The sequence below is a fragment of the Duganella rhizosphaerae genome (assembly GCF_040364205.1).
In the GTDB taxonomy this organism is placed as follows: domain Bacteria; phylum Pseudomonadota; class Gammaproteobacteria; order Burkholderiales; family Burkholderiaceae_D; genus Rugamonas; species Rugamonas rhizosphaerae.
On record NZ_BPWK01000020.1, the window covers coordinates 31,611 to 51,027 of the forward strand.

The following is a 19,417-nucleotide window of genomic DNA, read 5'->3' on the forward strand; positions in this document are numbered from 1 at the left end:
CAAGCTGCCTGAGGTTGAAGATTTTGCACCGCGCGGCCGCCATGCGCTAGACTTGCAACACTTCTGTCACCCCTTTCATTTCCCGGAATCGTCATGGCTACAACCCCTATGGAACTGCTCCCCGAAGACACGCCGGACGAGCCGACGTCGCTCACCGGTATCGACCTGGAAAAGCGCCGCCACCAGATCTTCCCCGTGCTCAGCGCGGCCGACATCAAGCATATGCACCGCTTCGGCCATGTGCGCCATTTCAACGACGGCGAAATGATCTTCGAAGCCGGCAAGACCAGCTTCGGCCTGATGCTGGTGCTCAAAGGCGGCATCGAAGTCAGCCGCTACGACGGCCTGGGCAACACATCCTACATCACCACCCACGGTCCCGGCCAGTTCAGCGGCGAGGTAGCGCAACTGTCGGGCCGGCCGTCGCTGGGCAACGGCTTGGCGGTCGGCGCGGTCGAGGTGCTGGTGGTGCCGTCCGAATCGCTGCGCGCGCTGCTGGTGGCGCACGCCGACCTGGGCGAGCGCATCGTGCGCGCGCTGATCCTGCGCCGCGTCGGCCTGATCGAGCAGAATTCCGGCGGCCCGGTGATCGTCGGCCCGCGCGGCCACGGCCGCATCCACACGCTGCAAAGCTTCCTGTCGGCCAACGGCCACCCGCACAGCGTGCTCGATCCGGAACTGGACCAGCAGGCCGCCGACCTGATGGCGCACTACCAGCCCAAGCCGGAAGAGCTGCCGCTGGTGGTGTGCCCGGACGGCGTGGTGAAAAAGAATCCGACGGTGGTCGACATCGGCCGCTGCCTCGGCATGCTGCCCGAGATCGACGGCGAAAAAGTCTGGGACGTGATCGTGGTCGGCGCCGGCCCGGCCGGCCTGGCGACGGCGGTGTACGCCGCGTCCGAAGGCTTGTCGGTGCTGGCGCTGGAAACGCGCGCCTACGGCGGCCAGGCCGCGGCCAGCGCCCGCATCGAAAACTACCTGGGCTTCCCCACCGGCGTCTCCGGCCGCGCGCTGGCCGGCCGCGCCTACGTGCAGGCGCAGAAGTTCGGCGTCGAGGTGGCGATCCCGGCCCCGGCCGGCCGCCTGGTCTGCGACACCTATCCGCTGCAAGTGGAAATGTGCGGCAGCCTGCAACGGCTGAAGGCGCGCACCGTGGTGCTGTCGTGCGGCGCGCGCTACCGCAGGCCGTCGCTGGCCAACCTGCGCCAGTTCGAGGGCAAGGGCGTGTACTACTGGGCGTCGCCGATCGAGGCCAAGCTGTGCAAGACCGAAGAGATCGTGCTGGTCGGCGGCGGCAACTCGGCCGGACAGGCGGCGGTGTTCCTGGCCGGCCACGCGTCCAAGGTGCACATGCTGATCCGCAAGGACAGCCTGGCCTCCACCATGTCCAGCTACCTGATCGAACGCATCCAGGCGACCCCGAATATCGAGCTGCACACGCACACGGAAATCATCGCGCTGGAAGGCGATGACGACGGCTTGAAGCAAGTGCGCATCCGCAACTCGCAGAGCGAACAGGAATGCGACTACGACGTCTGCCGCGTGTTTCTGTTCATCGGCGCCGATCCGAACACGGACTGGCTCAGCGACTGCGGCGTCGACGTCGACGCCCACGGCTTCATCCGCACCGGCTTCGACGTCACCAAGGCGCAGTGCAAGGCCAACTTCGCCACCGGCGTGTACCCGCGCGACCTGCCGTCGCGCGCGGCGCTGGAGACCAGCGTACCGGGCGTGTTCGCCATCGGCGACGTGCGCGCCAGTTCGACCAAGCGGGTCGCCGCGGCGGTGGGCGAAGGCGCGGCCGTGGTCTCGCAGATCCACGCCTTCCTGGCCAACCTGCCGGCCGATAAGGTATTCAGCTAAATCGTTTAGCTGTATCGTGTAGCTGAACCCGGCGCTAGGTCCGGCCTGGCAGCGCCAGCCGGGCCGGCGCCGCCGCCCGCGCGGGTTGCTGCGGCCGCTGCATGTGGGCCGCCGCCTCCCCCTTCAAATGGAATACCTTGACGGACTGCGCCAACGCCTGCGCGTGCTCCTGCAAGCTTTCCGCCGCCGCCGCCGCCTGCTCCACCAGCGCGGCGTTTTGCTGCGTGATGTTATCCATCTCCGTCACCGCACGGTTGACCTCACCGATGCCGGTGCTTTGCTCCTGGCTGGCGGCGGTGATCTGCGCCATGATGTCGGCCACTTTCTGCACCGAGGCCACCAGCAGCGTCATGGTGCTGCCGGCATCGTTGACCAGCTTGCTGCCGGCATCGACCGTTTCCACCGAGGCGCCGATCAGCTGCTTGATCTCCTTCGCGGCCGCCGCGCTGCGCTGCGCCAGGTTGCGCACCTCCGACGCCACCACCGCGAAGCCCCGCCCCTGCTCGCCTGCGCGCGCCGCTTCCACCGCGGCGTTGAGGGCCAGGATATTGGTCTGGAAAGCGATGCCGTCGATCACGCCGATGATGTCGACGATGCGGCTGGAACTGGCTTTGATCGAGCCCATCGTATCGACCACCTGCGCCACCATCGCCCCGCCCTGCACCGCCACGGTCGAAGCGTCGGCGGCGAACTGATTGGCCGAGCGCGCGCTTTCGGCGTTCTGCTTGACGGTGTCGGTCAATTGTTCCATCGAACTGGCGGTCTCTTCCAGCGAGCTGGCCTGGGCCTCGGTGCGCGACGACAGGTCGGCATTGCCGCGTGCGATCTCGTCGGTGGCCACCATCATCTCGTCGGTGCTGGAGCGGATGCGGCCTATCATCCCGGTCAGGTTGGTGTTGATGGTGTTCATCGCATCCATCAGGTGACCGACCTCGTCGTCGCGCTCGATGCGGATGTCGTGGTCCAGGTCGCCTGCCGCGATATTGCGCGCGGTGTCGATCGCGTGGTCGAAGCTGAGTTTGATATGGCGGTAAATCATGAACAGGCAGAACAGCGACACGCCGACCAGCAGCGCCAGCAAGGCGATCGCGGTCCAGAACGCCATATTGGTGCTGTGGGTCGAGGCCGCGACCGCCGAGCCGGTGCGCTCATCGAGCAGCACCAGGAATTCATTCACCGGCTGCATGATCTTGGCTTTGTTCTTGTGATACTGCTCGTCGTGCATGATCTTGCGAGCCATCTCGGGATCGGGAGGGCCGGTCTTGGTGAACTTGCCGGTGCCGTCGTCGAACAGGCCTTTGACGGCGTTCATGGCGATGACCTCGGTTTTCACCAGTCCGTCCGAATTGGCCTGCGCCTCTTTCAGCTTGCCGAATTCCTCATCGGTGAAGCCGGCCTGGCGCATCAGCTCGGCCAGCGCGACGGCGCTGCCGTCGGGCGTCGGCTTGTCGATGCCGGCGGCCACAAAATCCCAGTAGATGCGCTCGTAGTGCTGCGGCCGCGGCTTCTTGCCGTTGCGGATATCGAGGATGTCCAGGTATTCTTTTTCGTACTTGGGATCGCCTGTGACGACGTAGGTGCGGGCCAGCCGGGTCAGGTCGTCTGAGCTTTGCCGCAATTCGTCGGCCAGCAGATAGGAGTGGTAGCGCGCTTCGTTCGCACGGTTGAGCTCGCCCTCCTTGGTCGAGATGCGCACCAGCGCCCACAAGGTCAGACTGGACAGCGCGAGGCTGACCAGAAAGAACACGATGAAAATATTCTTGATGGAGAATTTGCTTTTCATGAACGCCCCCGTTGACCAGTTCTCGGATCATTGTAGACCCAAGCGCACCAATCTGGCGCGTTGCACGAAACGATAGGCAATACTGTTGCTTCCCGGTGATATTGATTGGCTAACGAAACCTATTTCGGCGGCGCCGCCGCAGCTTCCAGCGCGTCGATCTCGAAGTCGCCGTCGTCGACCACCCGCTCCCATCCCTCGAACTTGCCCATGCCGCGCGTGCGCGCGATCGACAGCAGCAGGCTTTGTCCCGGCGCCTTGCGATCCGGCTGCAACTGGTAGAGCGGATCGGCATACGCCTGCGCCGGCGCGATGATGGTCCAGCCCATGTCGACGAACTGCTGGATCGCGTCCTTGAGCCACAGCGCGTTGATCAGGTTATGGTGCAGCAGCAGGACCTGCGGGATGTCGCGTCCCTCCAGCTTGCGCGACAAGTCGCGGTAAGCGATGGCGCGCTGGCGCAAATGGGAAAGGTAGGCCTGCCGGATCGGAGCGATATCGGCCTTGGGATCGGCGCGCAGCACCTCGTTCAATTTCTCGTCCAGCCGCCAGTCGCTGGTATCGAGGCTGACGTAGCCGTTGCGGTAACCGCTCTGCTGGAGGAAGGCGCGCATGCCGTCGCGCTTCTCCGGCGTATTGCCTTCGCGCAGGAAGGTGAAGCGGAACCACTTCTGATAGCCCGGCAAGGTCGAGGTGATGCGGTCGCAGTCCTGCACCTCCTGCCGATACTGCGCCAGGCTGAGCTTGGCGTCGTTCAGGTCGGGATGGGTCATCGTGTGGTTGCCGAGCGCATGCCCCGCCCGCCCCCAGGCCTTGGCCAGCGCATAGCCGTCCGGCTGGTCGGCGCCGAAGCCGCAGGTCACGAACAGCGCCGCCTGCACGTGGTGCGCGGCCAGCGCGTCGAGCAGCGCCTGGTTGCGCTGCTGCGGCGACAGCAGCGGCGTCGCCTCCAGCCTTGGTCCGTCATCGAAGGTGAATGCCACCGATTGCGCCTGCGTCGCCGGGGTGCAGATCATTGCGGCGATAACCCACGTGCGGCGTAAAGCCGGTATCCATGACGTCATTGCGTGGAGCGCTCCTTGATGCGTTTGAGTTGAGCCGACTGGTAGGCGCCGAAGGCGTCGTTGAACAGGCAGCGTATCAGCGGATCATCGACGATGTCGGCATCGGGCGGCGCACCGTTGATGCGCATGTACATCGACGTCAGCGACTCGCCCAATGCCAGGCCCGCGTACAGCTTGGCGATGGGGATTTCAGTCATCCACGTCGGCGCTTCCTCGTCGCCGGCCGGCGCGATGTCGTCGCCGTGGATGTGGTAGCGGAACTGCTGCGCCACGCCCTCGTGGTCGTAGACCGACAGCTGCCAGATGCAGGGCGTTTCGAAGTAGCTGTCCGGCGTCAGTTCCATGTCCCGGTATTTCTCGAGCAGGCCGGTGCGGCAGTAGTCCAGCGCCAGCGCGGTGTGTTCGGCGCTCAGCGGGGCGAAGTGGCGGGCGATGTCGGACGTCGGCGGCGGCGCGATAGCGGCGTCGTACTCGTAGTCGACATCCTGCTCGCCGACCGGCATCACCCACGGCAGCGGCGCGGCTGGCGCCAGCCCTTGCGGCGTCAGCTCCACCGACACCGAAGGATTCAGGCGCACCACGGCGGCGCCGGGCAGCCAGGCGCTGACCTCGTCGGCGAACTGGCGGTAGGTGATCGGGAACAGCGCGTGGTTGTACCAGGACCAAGGCTCCTGCACAAACTGGCAGGAGCTCGGCACCACATAGCGCGGCGCCAGCGCCTGCAGCTGCTCCGGCCATTCTTCCGGCAGCTGCGGCACACCGCCCTCCGCGCGCGACGGCGCGATGACGTCGATCTCGCGCATGGTCTGGAACGGCCACAGCACCATATCCCACGGCGCGTAGGGCTTGAGCTGCTCCAGCGTTTCCGGGTCCATCCACGAGTCGACCACGTTGAGCACATTCAGTCCGGCGGCGCGGATGTGGAACATCGAATCGACATCGGAATCCAAGGCCTTGCGCGGAATGACTTCGATCGCGCCGACCTGCACCGGCGCATCCACCTTCAGCGGCAGCACGTTGACGAAGCCCAGCTCCCGTATCATCGCGAACAGTTCGTCGAACAGGCAGTACAGGTAGATCGGCGTATCGCGGTCGAGCAGGTCCAGGCTCTCCAACGAACAGTGGTCGTCATGGAAATGCGAGATGAACACCGCATCCGGCTTCATCCCGCGTATCAGCGCAAGGTCGAAGCGCACGTCGGGGAAGGCGTGGCAATTCCTGCTGAACGGGTTCTCAAATATGGGATCGAATGCGATCAGCGTGCCGTCGCATTCGAAGACATAGCCTGCGTGCAGGATGCGGGAGATTTTTAGCGTCATCCCGCCATGTTATCACCGCAACGGCGTCGGATAGCTGGCCGGGCTGGCGTTGCCGTCGTTGTCGATGGCTTGCACGCCGAAGTAGTAGTTGTCCTTCGACAGTGGCACCGTGAACTCGGTGGCCTTGCCGACGAACTGGCTGCCCTGCCATTCGGCCGACGAGGTGTCGCGCCAGACGATGCGGTAGCCCGCCAGGTCCGGCTCGGCGTTGGCTTGCCATACCAGCTCGGTATCGTTCTGCAGCTTGGCGGTGCGCACCTGCACCTTGGCCGGCGCGGCCGGCGCCAGCGACAGCGAGGACAAGGCCGCCGCGTTCACCCGCGCCACCTGGGCGATGTAGTTGAAGTCGTCGTACTGCGGCAGGTCGCCGATCAGCACGCCTTTCTCGGTGCGGATGTTCTGGTGCTGGTGGTTGAAATCCTCGGCCGGCTCGGTGAAGCGCAAGGCCGCGTAGCCGCGCTCCAGGAACGGCATGTGGTCGCCGCCGCGCAGGTAACGGTCGCGGCGCTGGATGACGTTGACCCGGAACTTGGGCACGTAACGCTCGCCCGCCTCCTTCACGGCCCGCGCCAGCTGGCGCGACAGCGAATCGTTCTCCCCGCCGGTCTGGATCAGCGTGCGCACGGCGTCGCTGTTTTCCTTCTGCACCGGCAGACCTTCAGCGAACAAGCGCACTTGCGTGTTATCGATCTTGCCGTGCTCGTCGTGCGAGCTGCCGATGATGTCATTGGTGAACATGCCGGCGATGTTCAGGTTTTTCTGTTTGGCCTGCTCGGCCCAGTGCGCCGCGCCCAGCAAGCCCTGCTCTTCCGCCGCCACCGTCATGAAGACCAGCGTGGCGTCGAATTTGTACTTGGCCATCACGCAGGCCATCTCCATCACGGCGGCGGTGCCGGAGGCGTCGTCGTTGGCGCCAGGCGCGTCGCCCTTGGCGTCCATGATGTCGGTGTTGCGCGAGTCGTAGTGGCCGCTGACCACGTACATGCGGTCCACGGACGCCGGCTGCGTGCCCGGCAGCGTCGCCACCACGTTGACGATTTCGGTCGGGCGACTGATGCGCGCCGAGACCGGCGCGATGTGGCTGTCGAACGCCACTTGCAGGCGGCCGCCCCGGGCCGCGCCGCAGCGCTCCAGTTCGCTCTTGATCCAACGCCTGGCCGCACCGATGCCTTCGGTTTCGGAGACCGTGTCCGACATCGTGTGGCGCGTGCGGAAGCCAACCAGCTTGTTGATATAGCCTTCGATGCGGGCCGGAGAAATCTCCTGGACGATCTGGTCGATCTGGGCCTGGTGGCGGCTGGTGTCGGGCGTGGCCGCTGCGGCGGGCACGGCGGCCAGCACGGTCAGGGCGGACAAGATGAGCGAATTTTTATGCATCTGCTGTCTCCGGTGAAATGGTCGCAATATCTTCTCACGTAACCGCGAGTAATTTATGCCCGGAAACAAATCATCAACAAAAAAACCCACCAGCCTGAACGCGATCTTGAGCGCGTTCAGGCTGGTGGGTTTCAGCAACTGCAGGATTACTTGGCAGGCGGAGCTGCTGGCGTGGAAGCGGCTGCGGCTTTGTCGGCCTTGGCGGCTTTCGCTGCGGCCTTGTCGGCTTTGGCGGCGGCTTTATCGGCCTTGGCGGCCGGAGCAGCTGCGGCCGGCGCACCTTCCAGCGGCTTGCCGTTCACCACCAGGCCCGCTTGCGACAGCTTGACGGCGCTTTTCTCGCCGATGCCCTTCACGCGCTTCTCCAAATCCGCCCAATCCTTGAAATCGCCCTTTTTACGCTCTTCCAGGATGGCCTTCGATTTGACCGGACCGATGCCCTTGACCGCATCCAGCGCGGCGGCGTCAGCCTTGTTGACGTCGACCTGCGCGAAAGCGAAGCCCATCGTTACGATCAGGGTCGCAACTGCCAGCAAAATTTTCTTGAACATGTCTCAATCTCCATGGTGGGTGAAAGCAAGGGCGACAACCGCGCCTTGAACACCCTTAACGGCCAGCCTCGACGACGGTTGACAGATAATCCATGAAGCTTTTATGACATCGCTCAAAGGGTGAACAACTCCTCGCGCGTGACCGTCGCCGTACCCAGCTTGCCGACCACGATGCCGCCGGCGCGATTGGCCGTCTGCACCGCTTCGTTCCAGCCGACACCGGCGCCCAGCATGGCGGCCATGGTGGCGATCACCGTGTCGCCGGCGCCGGAGACGTCGAACACCTCGCGCGCCTGCGCCGGCATGTGGAATTGTTCGCCGTCGGTGTACAGGGTCATGCCCTCTTCCGAGCGGGTCAGCAACAGCGCATCCAGTTTCAGCTCGGTACGCAGTTGCTGCGCCTTGGCGGTCAATTGCTCTTCGCTGTTCCAGCTGCCGACGATGCGCTTCATTTCCGACTTGTTCGGCGTCAGCACGGTGGCGCCGGCGTAGCGGCTGAAGTCGTCGCCTTTCGGGTCGACCATCACCACCTTGCCGGCGGCGCGCGCCGAAGCGATCATGTCGGCCACGTTGACCAGCGAACCCTTGGCGTAATCCGACAGCACGATCACGTCGTAGTCCGCCAGCAGCGCCTTGAATTGCAGCAGCTTGTCGCGCAGCACGGTGTCGGTCGGCGCTTCCTCGAAGTCGATGCGCACCATCTGCTGCTGGCGGCCGATCACGCGCAGCTTGATGATGGTGGAGATGGCGTCGTCGCGCTTCAGGTAGCTGTGGATGCCGCCGCTTTGCAGCATCTGCTCCACTTCGTTGCCGGCTTCGTCGGCGCCGACCACGCCCAGCAGGCCGGCGCGCGCACCCAGCGCCGCGGCGTTGCGCGCCACGTTGGCGGCGCCGCCGAGGCGCGCTTCGCGCTTCTCGATGCGGACGATGGGCACCGGCGCTTCCGGCGAAATGCGGCTGACGTCGCCGAACCAGTAACGGTCCAGCATGACATCGCCCACCACCAGGATGCGCACTTTATCCAGTGCCGGTGCTTGATAAGTCGTGACGTTGGTGCTCACAGTTGCCTCTTCTTTCAAAATCACACGCGGGTCAGGATGGAACGGCCGATGCCGTGGTATTCGAAGCCTGCTTCGGCCATCACTTCCGGCTCGAACAGGTTGCGGCCGTCGAAGATGATGGCTTGCTTCAGCGACGCCTTGATGCGGTCGAAGTCCGGGCTGCGGAAGGCCTTCCACTCGGTCACGATCACCAGCGCCTCGGCGGCGGTCAGCGTGTCCATCGGCGTGGTGGCGAAACGGATGCGCGCCATTTCGTCGGCGGTCAGGTCCAGCTCCAGCACGCGCTTCGCTTCCGTCATCGCGACCGGGTCGTAGACCGCCACCGTCGCGCCGCCGTCCAGCAGCTGCTTGATCAGCACGCGGGCCGGGGCCTCGCGCATGTCGTCGGTGTTCGGCTTGAAGGCCAGGCCCCAGACGGCGAAATGCTTGCCGCTCAAATCCTCGCCGAAGCGCTTGACCACTTTCTGGCCCAGCACCAGCTTCTGCTTGTCGTTGACAGCTTCCACCGCGCGCAGGATCAGCAGGTCCTGGTCGTACTGGCGCGCGGTGCGTTCCAGCGCCTGCACGTCTTTCGGGAAGCAGGAACCGCCGTAGCCGGCGCCGGCGTACAGGAAGCTGTGGCCGATGCGCGGGTCGGAGCCGATGCCGTGGCGGACCGCTTCGATGTCGGCGCCAACCTGGTCGGCCAGGTTGGCCAGTTCGTTCATGAACGAGATGCGGGTGGCCAGCATGGCGTTGGCGGCGTACTTGGTGAACTCGGCCGAGCGCACGTCCATCCAGAAGGTGCGCTCGTGGTTGCGGTTGAACGGCGTGTACAGCTTCTTCATCAGGCCGTGGGCCTTCTCGCCTTCCGGCGTATTGTCGCAGCCGATGACGATGCGGTCCGGACGCATGAAGTCCTCCACCGCCGCGCCCTCTTTCAGGAACTCGGGGTTCGACACCACCGAGAACTTGGAGGCGTCGCCGCGCGTGGCCAGCTCGGCCTGCACCGCGGCCTTGACGCGGTCGGCGGTGCCGACCGGGACGGTCGACTTGTCGACGATGACTTTGAACTCGGTCATGTGCTTGCCGATGTTCCTGGCGGCGGCCAGCACGTATTGCAGGTCGGCCGAGCCGTCTTCGTCCGGCGGCGTGCCGACGGCGATGAATTGCAGGCAGCCGTGGGCGACCGAGGCGGCGACGTCGGTGGAGAATTGCAGACGGCCGGCGGCGCGGTTGCGCGCCACCACTTCTTCCAGGCCCGGTTCGTGGATCGGGATGCCGCCGTTATTCAACAGGTCGATTTTCTTCTGGTCGACGTCGAGGCAGAAAACGTCGTTGCCCAGTTCGGCGAGGCAAGCGCCGGTGACGAGGCCTACATAGCCGGTGCCGATGATGGTGATTTTCATGTTGGTGCTCTTTTAGTTCATGACGTTGAGTTCTTCGGTGCGGCGCGGCGGGTAGGTCTCCCAACGGCTGCATCCAGGGCACTGCCAGTAGAACTGGCGCGCCTTGAAACCACAGTGGCTGCACTGGTAGCGCGCCAGCTTCTGCGTATAGCCGTGTACCAGGTTCTTCACCATCGACAGTTCCGGCACCAGGTTGGCCGGCGCGTCCATCAGGCGCGCCTCCAGCAATTTGTCCAGGCCCAGCAGGGTCGGCGTGCGGCGCAGCTCATTGCTGACCAGCTGCTTGGCGGCGTCCACGCCGTCCAGCTCCAGCACCGCCTTGTACACCACTTCGATCAGGTCGATCGACGAAGCCTGTTCCAGATAGGATTTCAGCAGGTTGACGCCTTCCTGCGGACGGCCGACCTTGCGGTAGGCATCCATCATGCGCTGCGCCACCAGCGCCGTATGCGGCACGCTGATCTGCTCGACGCGGCGCCACGTCAGCAGCGCGGCTTCGACCTCGCCCTGCGCCAGCTGGGCATCGCCGCTCAGCATGGTGGCGCGCACGTTGACGCGGTCCGCCTGCAGCGATTTCTCCAGCAGCGGCAAGGCCTCTTCGGGATGCATGTGCACCAGCGCGTCCTGCGCCAGCTCGCAGTAGAACTGGGCGATTTCCTTCTGGCGCGAACCGGCGCCCGATTCCTGCAGGCCCAGCGCCGCCTCGATGGCGCGCGGCCACTCCTTCTCGCGCTGGAAGATCTCCAGCAGCGCGCGGCGCGCCTGCACCGCGTACTGGCCGCTGACCATGGCGTTGAAGGTTTCCTCGGCGCGGTCCAACAGGCCGGCCTTCAGGTAGTCCATGCCCAGCTCATACTGCGCGTGTTCCTTCTGCTCCTGCGGCAGGTCGGGACGCGACAGCAGATTCTGGTGCACGCGGATGGCGCGTTCGGTCTCGCCGCGGCGGCGGAACAGGTTCCCCAGCGCGAAGTGCATGTCGGCCGTTTCCGGGTCCATGCGGACGATCTCGATGAAGGCGTCGATGGCCTTGTCCGGCTGCTCGTTGAGCAGGAAGTTCAGGCCCTTGAAATAACCGCGCGGCAGCGTGCGCGATTCCGACACCAGTTGACGTATGTCGACGCGCGCGGCGACCCAGCCCAGTCCGAAGAAGACCGGGATCCCCAATAACCACCAGAGTTCGAATTCCATGCTTTGTATTTTTTATTGTGCGTTTATTGAGTATTGACGCTGTCCGGCTGCGGCTGGGCGTTGGCTTGCAGCGCGCTCGATTGCAGCGTGGTGATAGTGGTTTTGTGCTTGTTCGTTTCGCGGCGGTGGCGGAACACGGTCGGCGTCAGCGCCAGCACGCCCAGGAAGGCGCCGGCCACAAAAAAGCCCAGCAGCATCAGGACCAGAGGTCCGTGCAGATCATAGTGAAGGAAGAAATGCAGATCGACTTCCTGCGTGTTCTTCAGGGCAAAGCCAAAAAACAGGACGAAAAGAACGAATCCAATAATCGTGGATATGAATTTCATTAGCCAGGTTTCCTGTTCAGTAGTTCTAAGAGCGCAAGTATCGCATAGATGCCGAAACCCGCAAACCGCTGCGGCGCGGGGTCGGACCCCGTACGGGGTCCGACCCCATCGGTTTGGGGTAAAAAAAAGCGGCATCCAGGGGACGCCGCTTTTTGTTCCAAACTATCAGACGCTTCAGTCCTCAATGATCGGTTGCCCGACCATCGCGTCAACCCGCTCGCGCAATTGCTTGCCCGGCTTGAAGTGAGGCACCCGTTTTTCGGGCACCATCACTTTGTCGCCCGACTTCGGATTACGTCCGATACGCGGTGGCCGGCTATTCAGAGCAAAACTGCCAAAACCGCGGATCTCGATGCGTTGACCGGTCGCCAGGGCGTTGGTCATCGCATCCAGAATGGTCTTGACGGCATACTCCGCATCTTTGGCCACCAGCTGAGAATAACGCTCAGCCAGGCGGTTGATCAATTCGGACTTAGTCATCGACTAGTTCTTAGTTCTTGTTATCGAACTTGGCTTTCAACAGCGCGCCCAGGCTGGTGGTGCCCGAAGCTGCGTTGTTGTCGGTCGCTGCCATTTTCTGCATGGCTTCCTGGGTCTCGACATTGTCTTTCGCTTTGATCGACAGCTGGATGCTGCGAGCTTTGCGATCGATGTTGATGACCAGGGCTTCAACGGAATCGCCAACCTTCAGGTGGGTACCGGCATCTTCCACGCGGTCGCGGGAGATTTCGGATGCACGCAGGTAGCCTTCAACTTCTTCGGACAGTTGGATCACGGCGCCTTTAGGCTCAACCGATTTAACGGTGCCGGTTACCAGCGCGCCCTTGTCGTTCATGGCTGCGAAGTTGTTGAATGGATCGCCTTCCAGTTGCTTGACGCCCAGGGAAACGCGCTCGCGCTCAACGTCGATGGCCAGAACGATGGCTTCCAGTTCGTCACCTTTCTTGAAGCGACGCACGGCTTCTTCGCCGGTTTCGGTCCAGGACAGGTCGGACAGGTGTACCAGGCCGTCGATGTTGCCGGCCAGGCCGATGAACACGCCGAAGTCGGTGATCGATTTGATCGCGCCACGGACTTTATCGCCCTTCTTGTGGGTCACGCCGAAGTCATCCCATGGATTTGCTTTGCACTGTTTCATGCCCAGCGAAATACGGCGACGCTCTTCGTCGATTTCCAGAACCATCACTTCAACTTCGTCGCCCAGCTGGACAACTTTGTTTGGAGCGACGTTTTTGTTGGTCCAGTCCATTTCGGAAACGTGAACCAGGCCTTCGATGCCTTGTTCAACTTCAACGAACGCGCCGTAGTCGGTCAGGTTCGTTACTTTACCGAACAGACGGGTGCTTTGTGGGTAACGACGGGACAGACCGGTCCAAGGATCGTCGCCCAGTTGCTTGACGCCCAGGGACACACGGTTCTTCTCTTGATCGTACTTCAGAACCTTGGCGGTGATTTCCTGGCCAACGGTCAGTACTTCCGATGGGTGACGCACACGACGCCATGCCAGGTCGGTGATGTGCAGCAGGCCGTCGATACCGCCCAGATCCACGAACGCGCCGTAGTCGGTGATGTTTTTGACGACGCCGGTAACCACGGTGCCTTCTTTCAGGGTTTCCATCAGTTTCTGACGCTCTTCGCCCATCGAAGCTTCGATGACGGCGCGGCGGGACAGAACCACGTTGTTACGCTTGCGATCCAGTTTGATCACTTTGAATTCGAGGGTTTTGCCTTCGAATGGGGTGGTGTCTTTCACTGGACGGGTGTCAACCAGGGAGCCTGGCAGGAACGCGCGGATGCCGTTGGTCAGAACGGTCAGGCCGCCCTTGACTTTACCATTGACGGTACCGACGACGATTTCGCCCGATTCCATTGCTTTTTCCAGTGCCAGCCACGAAGCCAGACGCTTGGCTTTGTCGCGCGACAGGATGGTATCGCCGAAACCGTTTTCGAGCGATTCGATCGCCACGGAAACGAAGTCGCCTACTTTGACTTCCAGTTCGCCGTGGTCGTTCTTGAATTCTTCAACTGGGATGAATGCTTCCGATTTCAGGCCGGCGTTGACGATCACGAAGTTGTGATCCAGACGAACGACTTCAGCCGAGATCACTTCGCCCGAACGCATGTCTTGACGCGACAGGGATTCTTCGAAGAGGGCTGCAAAACTTTCCATATTAGACATTGTAACTTCCAGGTTACCAACAAGGCTCGCGATATGCGACTTCAGTTGGGTTAGGGTTAATAAACGTTGCGGACATCAGAGCGACCGCAACACCAGCTATTTACCGATGGCCGCATACCACTGCAACACCTGGGCGACCGCTTCGTCAGCGGTCAAATTCGAGGTATCGAGCACATGCGCCCCCTCTGCGGGGACCAGCGGCGCGATGGTCCGGCTTGTATCCCGGTCGTCACGCGCCTGCAAATCCATCAGTAGGTCTTCCATATTAGCAGAAATTCCTTTGCCAATCAATTGCTTATAGCGACGTTCCGCACGGGCCGCGACACTCGCCGTCAAAAATACCTTCAAAACCGCGTTCGGGAAGATCACCGAGCCCATGTCGCGGCCGTCGGCCACCACGCCCGGCGCCTTGCGGAAGCCCAGCTGCAGCCCCAGCAGCGCGTGGCGCACGGCGTGGAATGTTGCAATTTTTGAAGCGGTATTGCCGACCTCTTCGGCACGGATGGCCTCGGTGACGTTTTCGTGCGACAGGATGATGTCGCCGCCCTGGAAGCTGCACTGCAGGTGCTCGGCCAGCTTGGCCAGCGCGTGCTCGTCGTTCAAGTCGGTGCCGCGGCGCAGTGCCGACAGCGCCGTCAAACGGTACAGGGCGCCCGAATCCAGGTAATGGAAGCCGAGCTTATCGGCGACGCGGTGCGCGACGGTGCCCTTGCCGGATGCGGTAGGGCCGTCGATGGTGATGACTGGAATTGGGGATGTTGTCATTGTTACTTTAATTATTTTGCTTGTTTTGCTTATTTTGCAATCGCGGCAAATGCCGCGAAATACTCGGGGAAGGTCTTGCCGACGCACTTGGGATCGTTGATGCGCATGACATTGCCCTTGCGCGCGGCGCCGTCCAGCGACACCAGCGAGAAGCACATCGCCATGCGGTGATCGTCGTAGGTATCGATAGTAGCAGGCGTGATGACGGCCGGCGGCGTCACCTTGATGTAGTCGGCGCCCTCCTCCACGATGGCGCCGACCTTGCGCAGTTCGGTCGCCATGGCGGCGATGCGGTCGGTTTCCTTGACGCGCCAGCTGGCGATGTTGCGCAGCGTGCTGGTGCCGTCGGCGTACAGCGCGGCGATGGCGATGGTCATCGCGGCGTCGGGGATGTGGTTGAAGTCGGCGTCGATGGCTTTCAGCACGCCGTTCGACTTGGCTTCGATCCAGTTGTCGCCCATGGTGATCTGCACGCCCATCTGCTCCAGCGCGGCGGCAAAGCGCACGTCGCCCTGGATGCTGTCCTTGCCCACGCCTTCGACCCGCACCGGGCCGCCGGCGATCGCGCCGGCCGCCAGGAAGTAGGAGGCCGACGAGGCGTCGCCTTCGACGTGGATGGTGCCCGGCGACTGGTAGACCTGGCCGGGCTGGATGGTGAATGACTCCCAGCCGTTCTGCTCGACCGTCACGCCGAAGCGGCGGATCAGATTCAGCGTGATTTCGATGTAGGGCTTGGAGATCAGCTCACCGACCACGTCGATGCTGATCGCATGCTCGCGCGCCATCAGCGGCGCCACCATCAGCAGCGCGGTCAGGAACTGGCTGGACACGTCGCCGCGCACCGACAGCCGCTGCGCGTGGATCTTGCCCTGCTTGATGTGCAGCGGCGGGAAGCCTGGATTGCCGGTGTATTCGACGTTGGTGCCGGCGGCGTTCAAGGCGTCGACCAGGTCGCCGATCGGACGCTCGTGCATGCGCGGCACGCCGTGCAGCGTGTAGTCGCCGCCGATCACGGCCAGCGCCGCGGTCAGCGGACGGATCGCGGTGCCGGCGTTGCCCATGAAGAGGTCGGCCGATTTGTTCGGCAGCACGCCGGCCACGCCCTTGACGTGGTGGATGGTGCCGGTGGCGGTTTCCTCCTCGGTCCACTGCACGCCCAGCGAGCGCAGCGCGGCCAGCATGACGGCGGTGTCGTCGGAGGCCAGCAGGTCGACGATGGCGACGTCGCCCTGCGACAATGCGGACAACAGCAGGATGCGGTTGGAGATGGATTTGGAGCCGGGCAGGCGCACGGCGCCCTGCACATGGGCGACGGGTTGGAGATCGATAAATTCGTGGTTCATGCTGTTCCGTTCTAAAGTGTGCGGCGCCCGCAAAACCCGCACTGCGCGGCGGCCGGGGTCTGACCCCACGGGGTCAGACCCCTTGGTTTGCGGGGTTCGGCGGCGCCTCGGCCGCCTCGATCGCTGTAATCCACTGGTGGCGGGCGCGCTGGGCGTTGCTGTACACGCGCTCCAGCCCTGCCCCGTCCCCGGCGGCCAGACGGGCGCGCAGGCCCGTCAATTGTGCCAGATAAGCATCCAGCTCCGTCAACAACGCCGACTGGTTGGCTAGGCTAATGTCGCGCCACATTTCGGGCGACGATCCCGCGATCCTTGTGAAATCGCGGAAGCCGCTGGCCGCATACTGGAACAGTAAATCTGCATGCGGTTTGTTCGCGATGTCGTCCACCAGCGCATACGCCAGCAAATGCGGCAAATGGCTTACGGCGGCAAACACCTTGTCATGTTCTTGAGGCGTCAAACGATGGATGATCGCATCGCAGGCGCGCCAGGCGGCGGCCACGCGCTCGACATCCTCCGCCGCGTTTTCGTCCAATGCCGTCAGCACCACCTTCTTGCCGACGTACAGATCGTCGATCGCCGCCTCGGGGCCATTGGTCTCGCGGCCGGCGATCGGATGGCCCGGCACGAACTGGGCGATCTTGCCGCCCAGCGCGCGCCGCGCCGAGGCCACCACGTCGCACTTGGTGCTGCCGGCGTCGGTGACCACGGTACCCGGCTGCAAATGCGGCGCAAGCGCCGCCAGGATCGCTTCGGTCTGCGCCACCGGCGCGGCCAGCAGCACCAGGTCGGCGCCGGCTAGCGCCTCGGCCATCGTGCAGCCGCCACCGCCCGCATCGGCTACACCGATGACGTCGATGATGCCCAACTCCTGCGCGCGTTTCAGCGAGGCGGCGGAGCGCCCCATGCCGACCACGCTGCCGACGGCGCCGGCCTTCTTCAGCGACCGCGCAAACGATCCGCCGATCAGGCCCACGCCAAAGATGACGACCTTGTTCAGCATTCTTACTCCGCCAGTGCCTTGGTCAGCGCCGCGATCAGCACCGCGTTTTCCTGCGGCAGGCCGATGGAAATACGCAGCCATTCCGGCAGACCGTAGTTACCGACCGGACGCACGATCACGCCCTGCTTCAACAGCGCCAGGTTGACGCGCGCGCCGGCGCCGACATCGCTGCCGACCTTGACCAGCACGAAGTTGCCGTACGACGGCACGTATTGCAGGCCCAGCTTGTCGAACGCTTCGGTGAACTGCTGGTAGCCGGCGGCGTTGTTGGTGGCGCTCTGCGCCAGGAAGGCCTTGTCGTTCAGCGCGGCGATCGCCGCCGCCTGCGCCATCGAGTTGACGTTGAACGGCTGGCGGATGCGGTTCATCAGGTCCGTCAGCGCCGGCTGGGCGATGCCGAAGCCCACGCGCAGACCGGCCAGGCCGTAAGCCTTGGAGAAGGTGCGCGAGACCAGCAGGTTGGGATACTGCTTGACCCAGGAAGCCGATTCGAACTGGTTCTCTTCCGCCAGGAATTCGTTGTAGGCCTCGTCCAGCACCACCACCACATTGGCCGGCACCTTGTCCAGGAAGGCCTGGATGTCGGCGGCCGGGATGAAGGTCCCGGTCGGGTTGTTCGGGTTGGCGATGAAGACCAGGCGGGTGTCTTCCCCGATCGCGGCCAGCATGGCCGGCAGGTCGTGGCCGTGGTCCTTGGCCGGCACCACGATGTGGCGCGCGCCGACGCCCTGGGTCGCCAGCGCGTACACGGCGAACGAGTACTGCGAGTACACCACCGACTGGCCGCGCTCGACGAAGGCGTGGGCGGCGATTTCCAGGATGTCGTTGCTGCCGTTGCCCAGCGTGATCCACTCGGCCGGCACGTCGTAGCGCTTGGACAGCGCGCCCTTCAAATCGAAACCGTTGGCGTCCGGGTAGCGGCCCAGGTCCGCGGCGGCGGCGGTCATCGCCTGCACTGCCGACGGCGGCACGCCGAACGGGTTCTCGTTCGACGCCAGTTTGACGATGGCCGCTTCATCGAGGCCAAATTCGCGCGCGACTTCCGCAATCGGTTTGCCGGCCTGGTAAGGAGCGATGGCGCGGACGTATTCGGGGCCGTAGTTCTTGGACATGGTCTCTCTCTATAGAAATAACGATTAAGTCAGGCTGACCGGGTAGGAACCCAGTACCTTGAAGAAGGCTGCGTTGCTTTGCAATTCGTCCAGCGCCTTGGCCACGCCTTCATCCTGCACGTGGCCTTCGACGTCGACGTAGAAGTAGTATTCCCACGTGCCGGTGCGGGCCGGGCGGGATTCGAAGCGCGTCATCGACACATTGTGCTGGGCCAGCGAACCAAGCAGGCGGTAGATGGACCCCGCTTTGTGCGGCGCGGCCAGCGCCAGCGAGGTGCGGTCCTGGCCCGACGGGCCGGCCTGCAGGTGGCCGATCACCGCGAAGCGGGTGCGGTTGTGCGGATCGTCCTGGATGTTGGCTTTGACCGTGCCCAGGCTGTAGCGCACGCCGGCGCGTTCGCCGGCGATGGCGGCGATGCCGTGGTCGTCGCGCGCCATGCGCGCCGCCTCGGCGTTGGACGACACGGCGCGGCGTTCGATTTCAGGGTAGTTGTTGTTCAGCCAGATCTGGCACTGCGCCAGCGCCTGCGCGTGGGCGCAGATGGCGGTGATGCCGTCCATGTTGCCGGTGCCGGTCAGCAGGCTGTGACGCACGGCGATCGACACTTCGCCGCTGATGGTCAGCGGCGTGTGCAGCAGCAGGTCCAGCGTGCGGCCGATGGCGCCCTCGGTCGAGTTCTCGACCGGCACCACGCCGAATTCGGCGGTGCCGGCTTCGGTGGCGCGGAACACTTCGTCGATCGACGAGCAAGGCAGCACGTCGACGGCGGTGCCGAACTGCTGGTACACCGCCTGTTCGCTGTAGGTGCCGGCCGGGCCGAGGAAGGCGATGGTGACGCGCTTCTCCAGCGAGCGGCAGGCGGACATGATCTCGCGCCAGATGGTTTGCAGCTCGGTGTCGCCCATCGGGCCGGGATTGCGCTCGGCCACGCCGCGCAGCACCTGCGCCTCGCGTTCGGGACGGAATACCGGCGCGTTGGTCTCGGCCTTGACGTGGCCGACTTGCTGCGCCACTTTGGCGCGCTGGTTCAACAGGTCGAGGATCTGGGCATCGATGGCGTCGATCTGCTCGCGCAAGGGTGTCAGTTTGTCGTTCAT

Annotated in this window: 17 protein-coding genes; 1 reads left to right on the forward strand and 16 read right to left on the reverse strand. The window is 63.8% G+C overall.

What is annotated here, in order from left to right; genetic code table 11:
• Window positions 1-93 precede the first annotated feature (93 nt).
• On the forward strand, window positions 94-1,863 hold the full coding sequence (locus RUGAMON1_RS29220) for an FAD-dependent oxidoreductase (RefSeq protein WP_445233807.1): 1,770 nt from the start codon (window positions 94-96) through the stop codon (window positions 1,861-1,863).
• A gap of 34 nt (window positions 1,864-1,897) precedes the next feature.
• On the opposite strand, the gene RUGAMON1_RS29225 is transcribed toward RUGAMON1_RS29220, so the two are convergent.
• The 16 genes from RUGAMON1_RS29225 to pheA form a co-directional block, all read right to left on the reverse strand.
• A complete protein-coding gene (locus tag RUGAMON1_RS29225; RefSeq protein ID WP_445233808.1) occupies window positions 1,898-3,646 on the reverse strand; it encodes a methyl-accepting chemotaxis protein in 1,749 nt (582 codons plus the stop codon).
• 119 nt (window positions 3,647-3,765) lie between these two features.
• Complete coding sequence (locus tag RUGAMON1_RS29230) at window positions 3,766-4,659, reverse strand: polysaccharide deacetylase family protein (RefSeq protein WP_445233809.1); 894 nt, start codon at window positions 4,657-4,659, stop codon at window positions 3,766-3,768.
• A gap of 44 nt (window positions 4,660-4,703) precedes the next feature.
• A complete protein-coding gene (locus RUGAMON1_RS29235) occupies window positions 4,704-6,026 on the reverse strand; it encodes an MBL fold metallo-hydrolase (protein WP_445233810.1) in 1,323 nt (440 codons plus the stop codon).
• A gap of 12 nt (window positions 6,027-6,038) precedes the next feature.
• Window positions 6,039-7,403, reverse strand: coding sequence for a M28 family peptidase (locus tag RUGAMON1_RS29240; RefSeq protein WP_445233811.1), 1,365 nt, complete (start codon window positions 7,401-7,403; stop codon window positions 6,039-6,041).
• 146 nt (window positions 7,404-7,549) lie between these two features.
• Window positions 7,550-7,954, reverse strand: coding sequence for a ComEA family DNA-binding protein (locus tag RUGAMON1_RS29245; protein WP_445233812.1), 405 nt, complete (start codon window positions 7,952-7,954; stop codon window positions 7,550-7,552).
• Window positions 7,955-8,067: 113 nt separating this feature from the next.
• Window positions 8,068-9,015, reverse strand: a complete 948-nt coding sequence (rfaE1, locus tag RUGAMON1_RS29250) for a D-glycero-beta-D-manno-heptose-7-phosphate kinase (RefSeq protein ID WP_445233813.1) — start codon at window positions 9,013-9,015, stop codon at window positions 8,068-8,070.
• A gap of 20 nt (window positions 9,016-9,035) precedes the next feature.
• A complete protein-coding gene (locus tag RUGAMON1_RS29255; protein WP_445233814.1) occupies window positions 9,036-10,403 on the reverse strand; it encodes a UDP-glucose dehydrogenase family protein in 1,368 nt (455 codons plus the stop codon).
• Between the two features lie 12 nt (window positions 10,404-10,415).
• Complete coding sequence (lapB, locus tag RUGAMON1_RS29260; RefSeq protein WP_445233815.1) at window positions 10,416-11,591, reverse strand: lipopolysaccharide assembly protein LapB; 1,176 nt, start codon at window positions 11,589-11,591, stop codon at window positions 10,416-10,418.
• Between the two features lie 23 nt (window positions 11,592-11,614).
• Window positions 11,615-11,917, reverse strand: a complete 303-nt coding sequence (locus RUGAMON1_RS29265) for a LapA family protein (RefSeq protein WP_117014747.1) — start codon at window positions 11,915-11,917, stop codon at window positions 11,615-11,617.
• 174 nt (window positions 11,918-12,091) lie between these two features.
• Window positions 12,092-12,397 carry an integration host factor subunit beta gene (locus tag RUGAMON1_RS29270; RefSeq protein WP_008446215.1) on the reverse strand — a complete coding sequence of 102 codons (306 nt, stop codon included), beginning with the start codon at window positions 12,395-12,397 and terminating at the stop codon, window positions 12,092-12,094.
• Window positions 12,398-12,407: 10 nt separating this feature from the next.
• Window positions 12,408-14,087, reverse strand: a complete 1,680-nt coding sequence (gene rpsA, locus RUGAMON1_RS29275) for a 30S ribosomal protein S1 (protein ID WP_020705490.1) — start codon at window positions 14,085-14,087, stop codon at window positions 12,408-12,410.
• Between the two features lie 105 nt (window positions 14,088-14,192).
• Entirely contained in the window at window positions 14,193-14,861 is a 669-nt protein-coding gene (cmk, locus tag RUGAMON1_RS29280; protein WP_445233816.1) for a (d)CMP kinase, read from the reverse strand.
• A 29-nt stretch (window positions 14,862-14,890) separates the two neighbouring features.
• Window positions 14,891-16,204, reverse strand: coding sequence for a 3-phosphoshikimate 1-carboxyvinyltransferase (gene aroA / locus RUGAMON1_RS29285; protein WP_445233817.1), 1,314 nt, complete (start codon window positions 16,202-16,204; stop codon window positions 14,891-14,893).
• 73 nt (window positions 16,205-16,277) lie between these two features.
• Window positions 16,278-17,207, reverse strand: coding sequence for a prephenate dehydrogenase (locus RUGAMON1_RS29290; RefSeq protein ID WP_445233818.1), 930 nt, complete (start codon window positions 17,205-17,207; stop codon window positions 16,278-16,280).
• A 2-nt stretch (window positions 17,208-17,209) separates the two neighbouring features.
• The gene (gene hisC / locus RUGAMON1_RS29295) at window positions 17,210-18,319 is read right to left on the reverse strand and encodes a histidinol-phosphate transaminase (protein ID WP_445233819.1); all 1,110 of its coding nucleotides are present in this window, start codon (window positions 18,317-18,319) and stop codon (window positions 17,210-17,212) included.
• Between the two features lie 24 nt (window positions 18,320-18,343).
• Complete coding sequence (gene pheA, locus RUGAMON1_RS29300) at window positions 18,344-19,417, reverse strand: prephenate dehydratase (protein ID WP_445233820.1); 1,074 nt, start codon at window positions 19,415-19,417, stop codon at window positions 18,344-18,346.

What these genes read in the sequence shown, in the direction of transcription:
- RUGAMON1_RS29220 (WP_445233807.1), top strand. Translation starts at nt 94, where the DNA reads ATGGCTACAACCCCTATGGAACTGCTCCCCGAAGACACGCCGGACGAG.
- RUGAMON1_RS29225 (WP_445233808.1), bottom strand. Translation starts at nt 3,646, where the DNA reads ATGAAAAGCAAATTCTCCATCAAGAATATTTTCATCGTGTTCTTTCTG.
- RUGAMON1_RS29230 (WP_445233809.1), bottom strand. Translation starts at nt 4,659, where the DNA reads ATGATCTGCACCCCGGCGACGCAGGCGCAATCGGTGGCATTCACCTTC.
- RUGAMON1_RS29235 (WP_445233810.1), bottom strand. Translation starts at nt 6,026, where the DNA reads ATGACGCTAAAAATCTCCCGCATCCTGCACGCAGGCTATGTCTTCGAA.
- RUGAMON1_RS29240 (WP_445233811.1), bottom strand. Translation starts at nt 7,403, where the DNA reads ATGCATAAAAATTCGCTCATCTTGTCCGCCCTGACCGTGCTGGCCGCC.
- RUGAMON1_RS29245 (WP_445233812.1), bottom strand. Translation starts at nt 7,954, where the DNA reads ATGTTCAAGAAAATTTTGCTGGCAGTTGCGACCCTGATCGTAACGATG.
- RUGAMON1_RS29255 (WP_445233814.1), bottom strand. Translation starts at nt 10,403, where the DNA reads ATGAAAATCACCATCATCGGCACCGGCTATGTAGGCCTCGTCACCGGC.
- lapB (WP_445233815.1), bottom strand. Translation starts at nt 11,591, where the DNA reads ATGGAATTCGAACTCTGGTGGTTATTGGGGATCCCGGTCTTCTTCGGA.
- RUGAMON1_RS29265 (WP_117014747.1), bottom strand. Translation starts at nt 11,917, where the DNA reads ATGAAATTCATATCCACGATTATTGGATTCGTTCTTTTCGTCCTGTTT.
- RUGAMON1_RS29270 (WP_008446215.1), bottom strand. Translation starts at nt 12,397, where the DNA reads ATGACTAAGTCCGAATTGATCAACCGCCTGGCTGAGCGTTATTCTCAG.
- rpsA (WP_020705490.1), bottom strand. Translation starts at nt 14,087, where the DNA reads ATGGAAAGTTTTGCAGCCCTCTTCGAAGAATCCCTGTCGCGTCAAGAC.
- cmk (WP_445233816.1), bottom strand. Translation starts at nt 14,861, where the DNA reads ATGACAACATCCCCAATTCCAGTCATCACCATCGACGGCCCTACCGCA.
- aroA (WP_445233817.1), bottom strand. Translation starts at nt 16,204, where the DNA reads ATGAACCACGAATTTATCGATCTCCAACCCGTCGCCCATGTGCAGGGC.
- RUGAMON1_RS29290 (WP_445233818.1), bottom strand. Translation starts at nt 17,207, where the DNA reads ATGCTGAACAAGGTCGTCATCTTTGGCGTGGGCCTGATCGGCGGATCG.
- hisC (WP_445233819.1), bottom strand. Translation starts at nt 18,319, where the DNA reads ATGTCCAAGAACTACGGCCCCGAATACGTCCGCGCCATCGCTCCTTAC.
- pheA (WP_445233820.1), bottom strand. Translation starts at nt 19,417, where the DNA reads ATGAACGACAAACTGACACCCTTGCGCGAGCAGATCGACGCCATCGAT.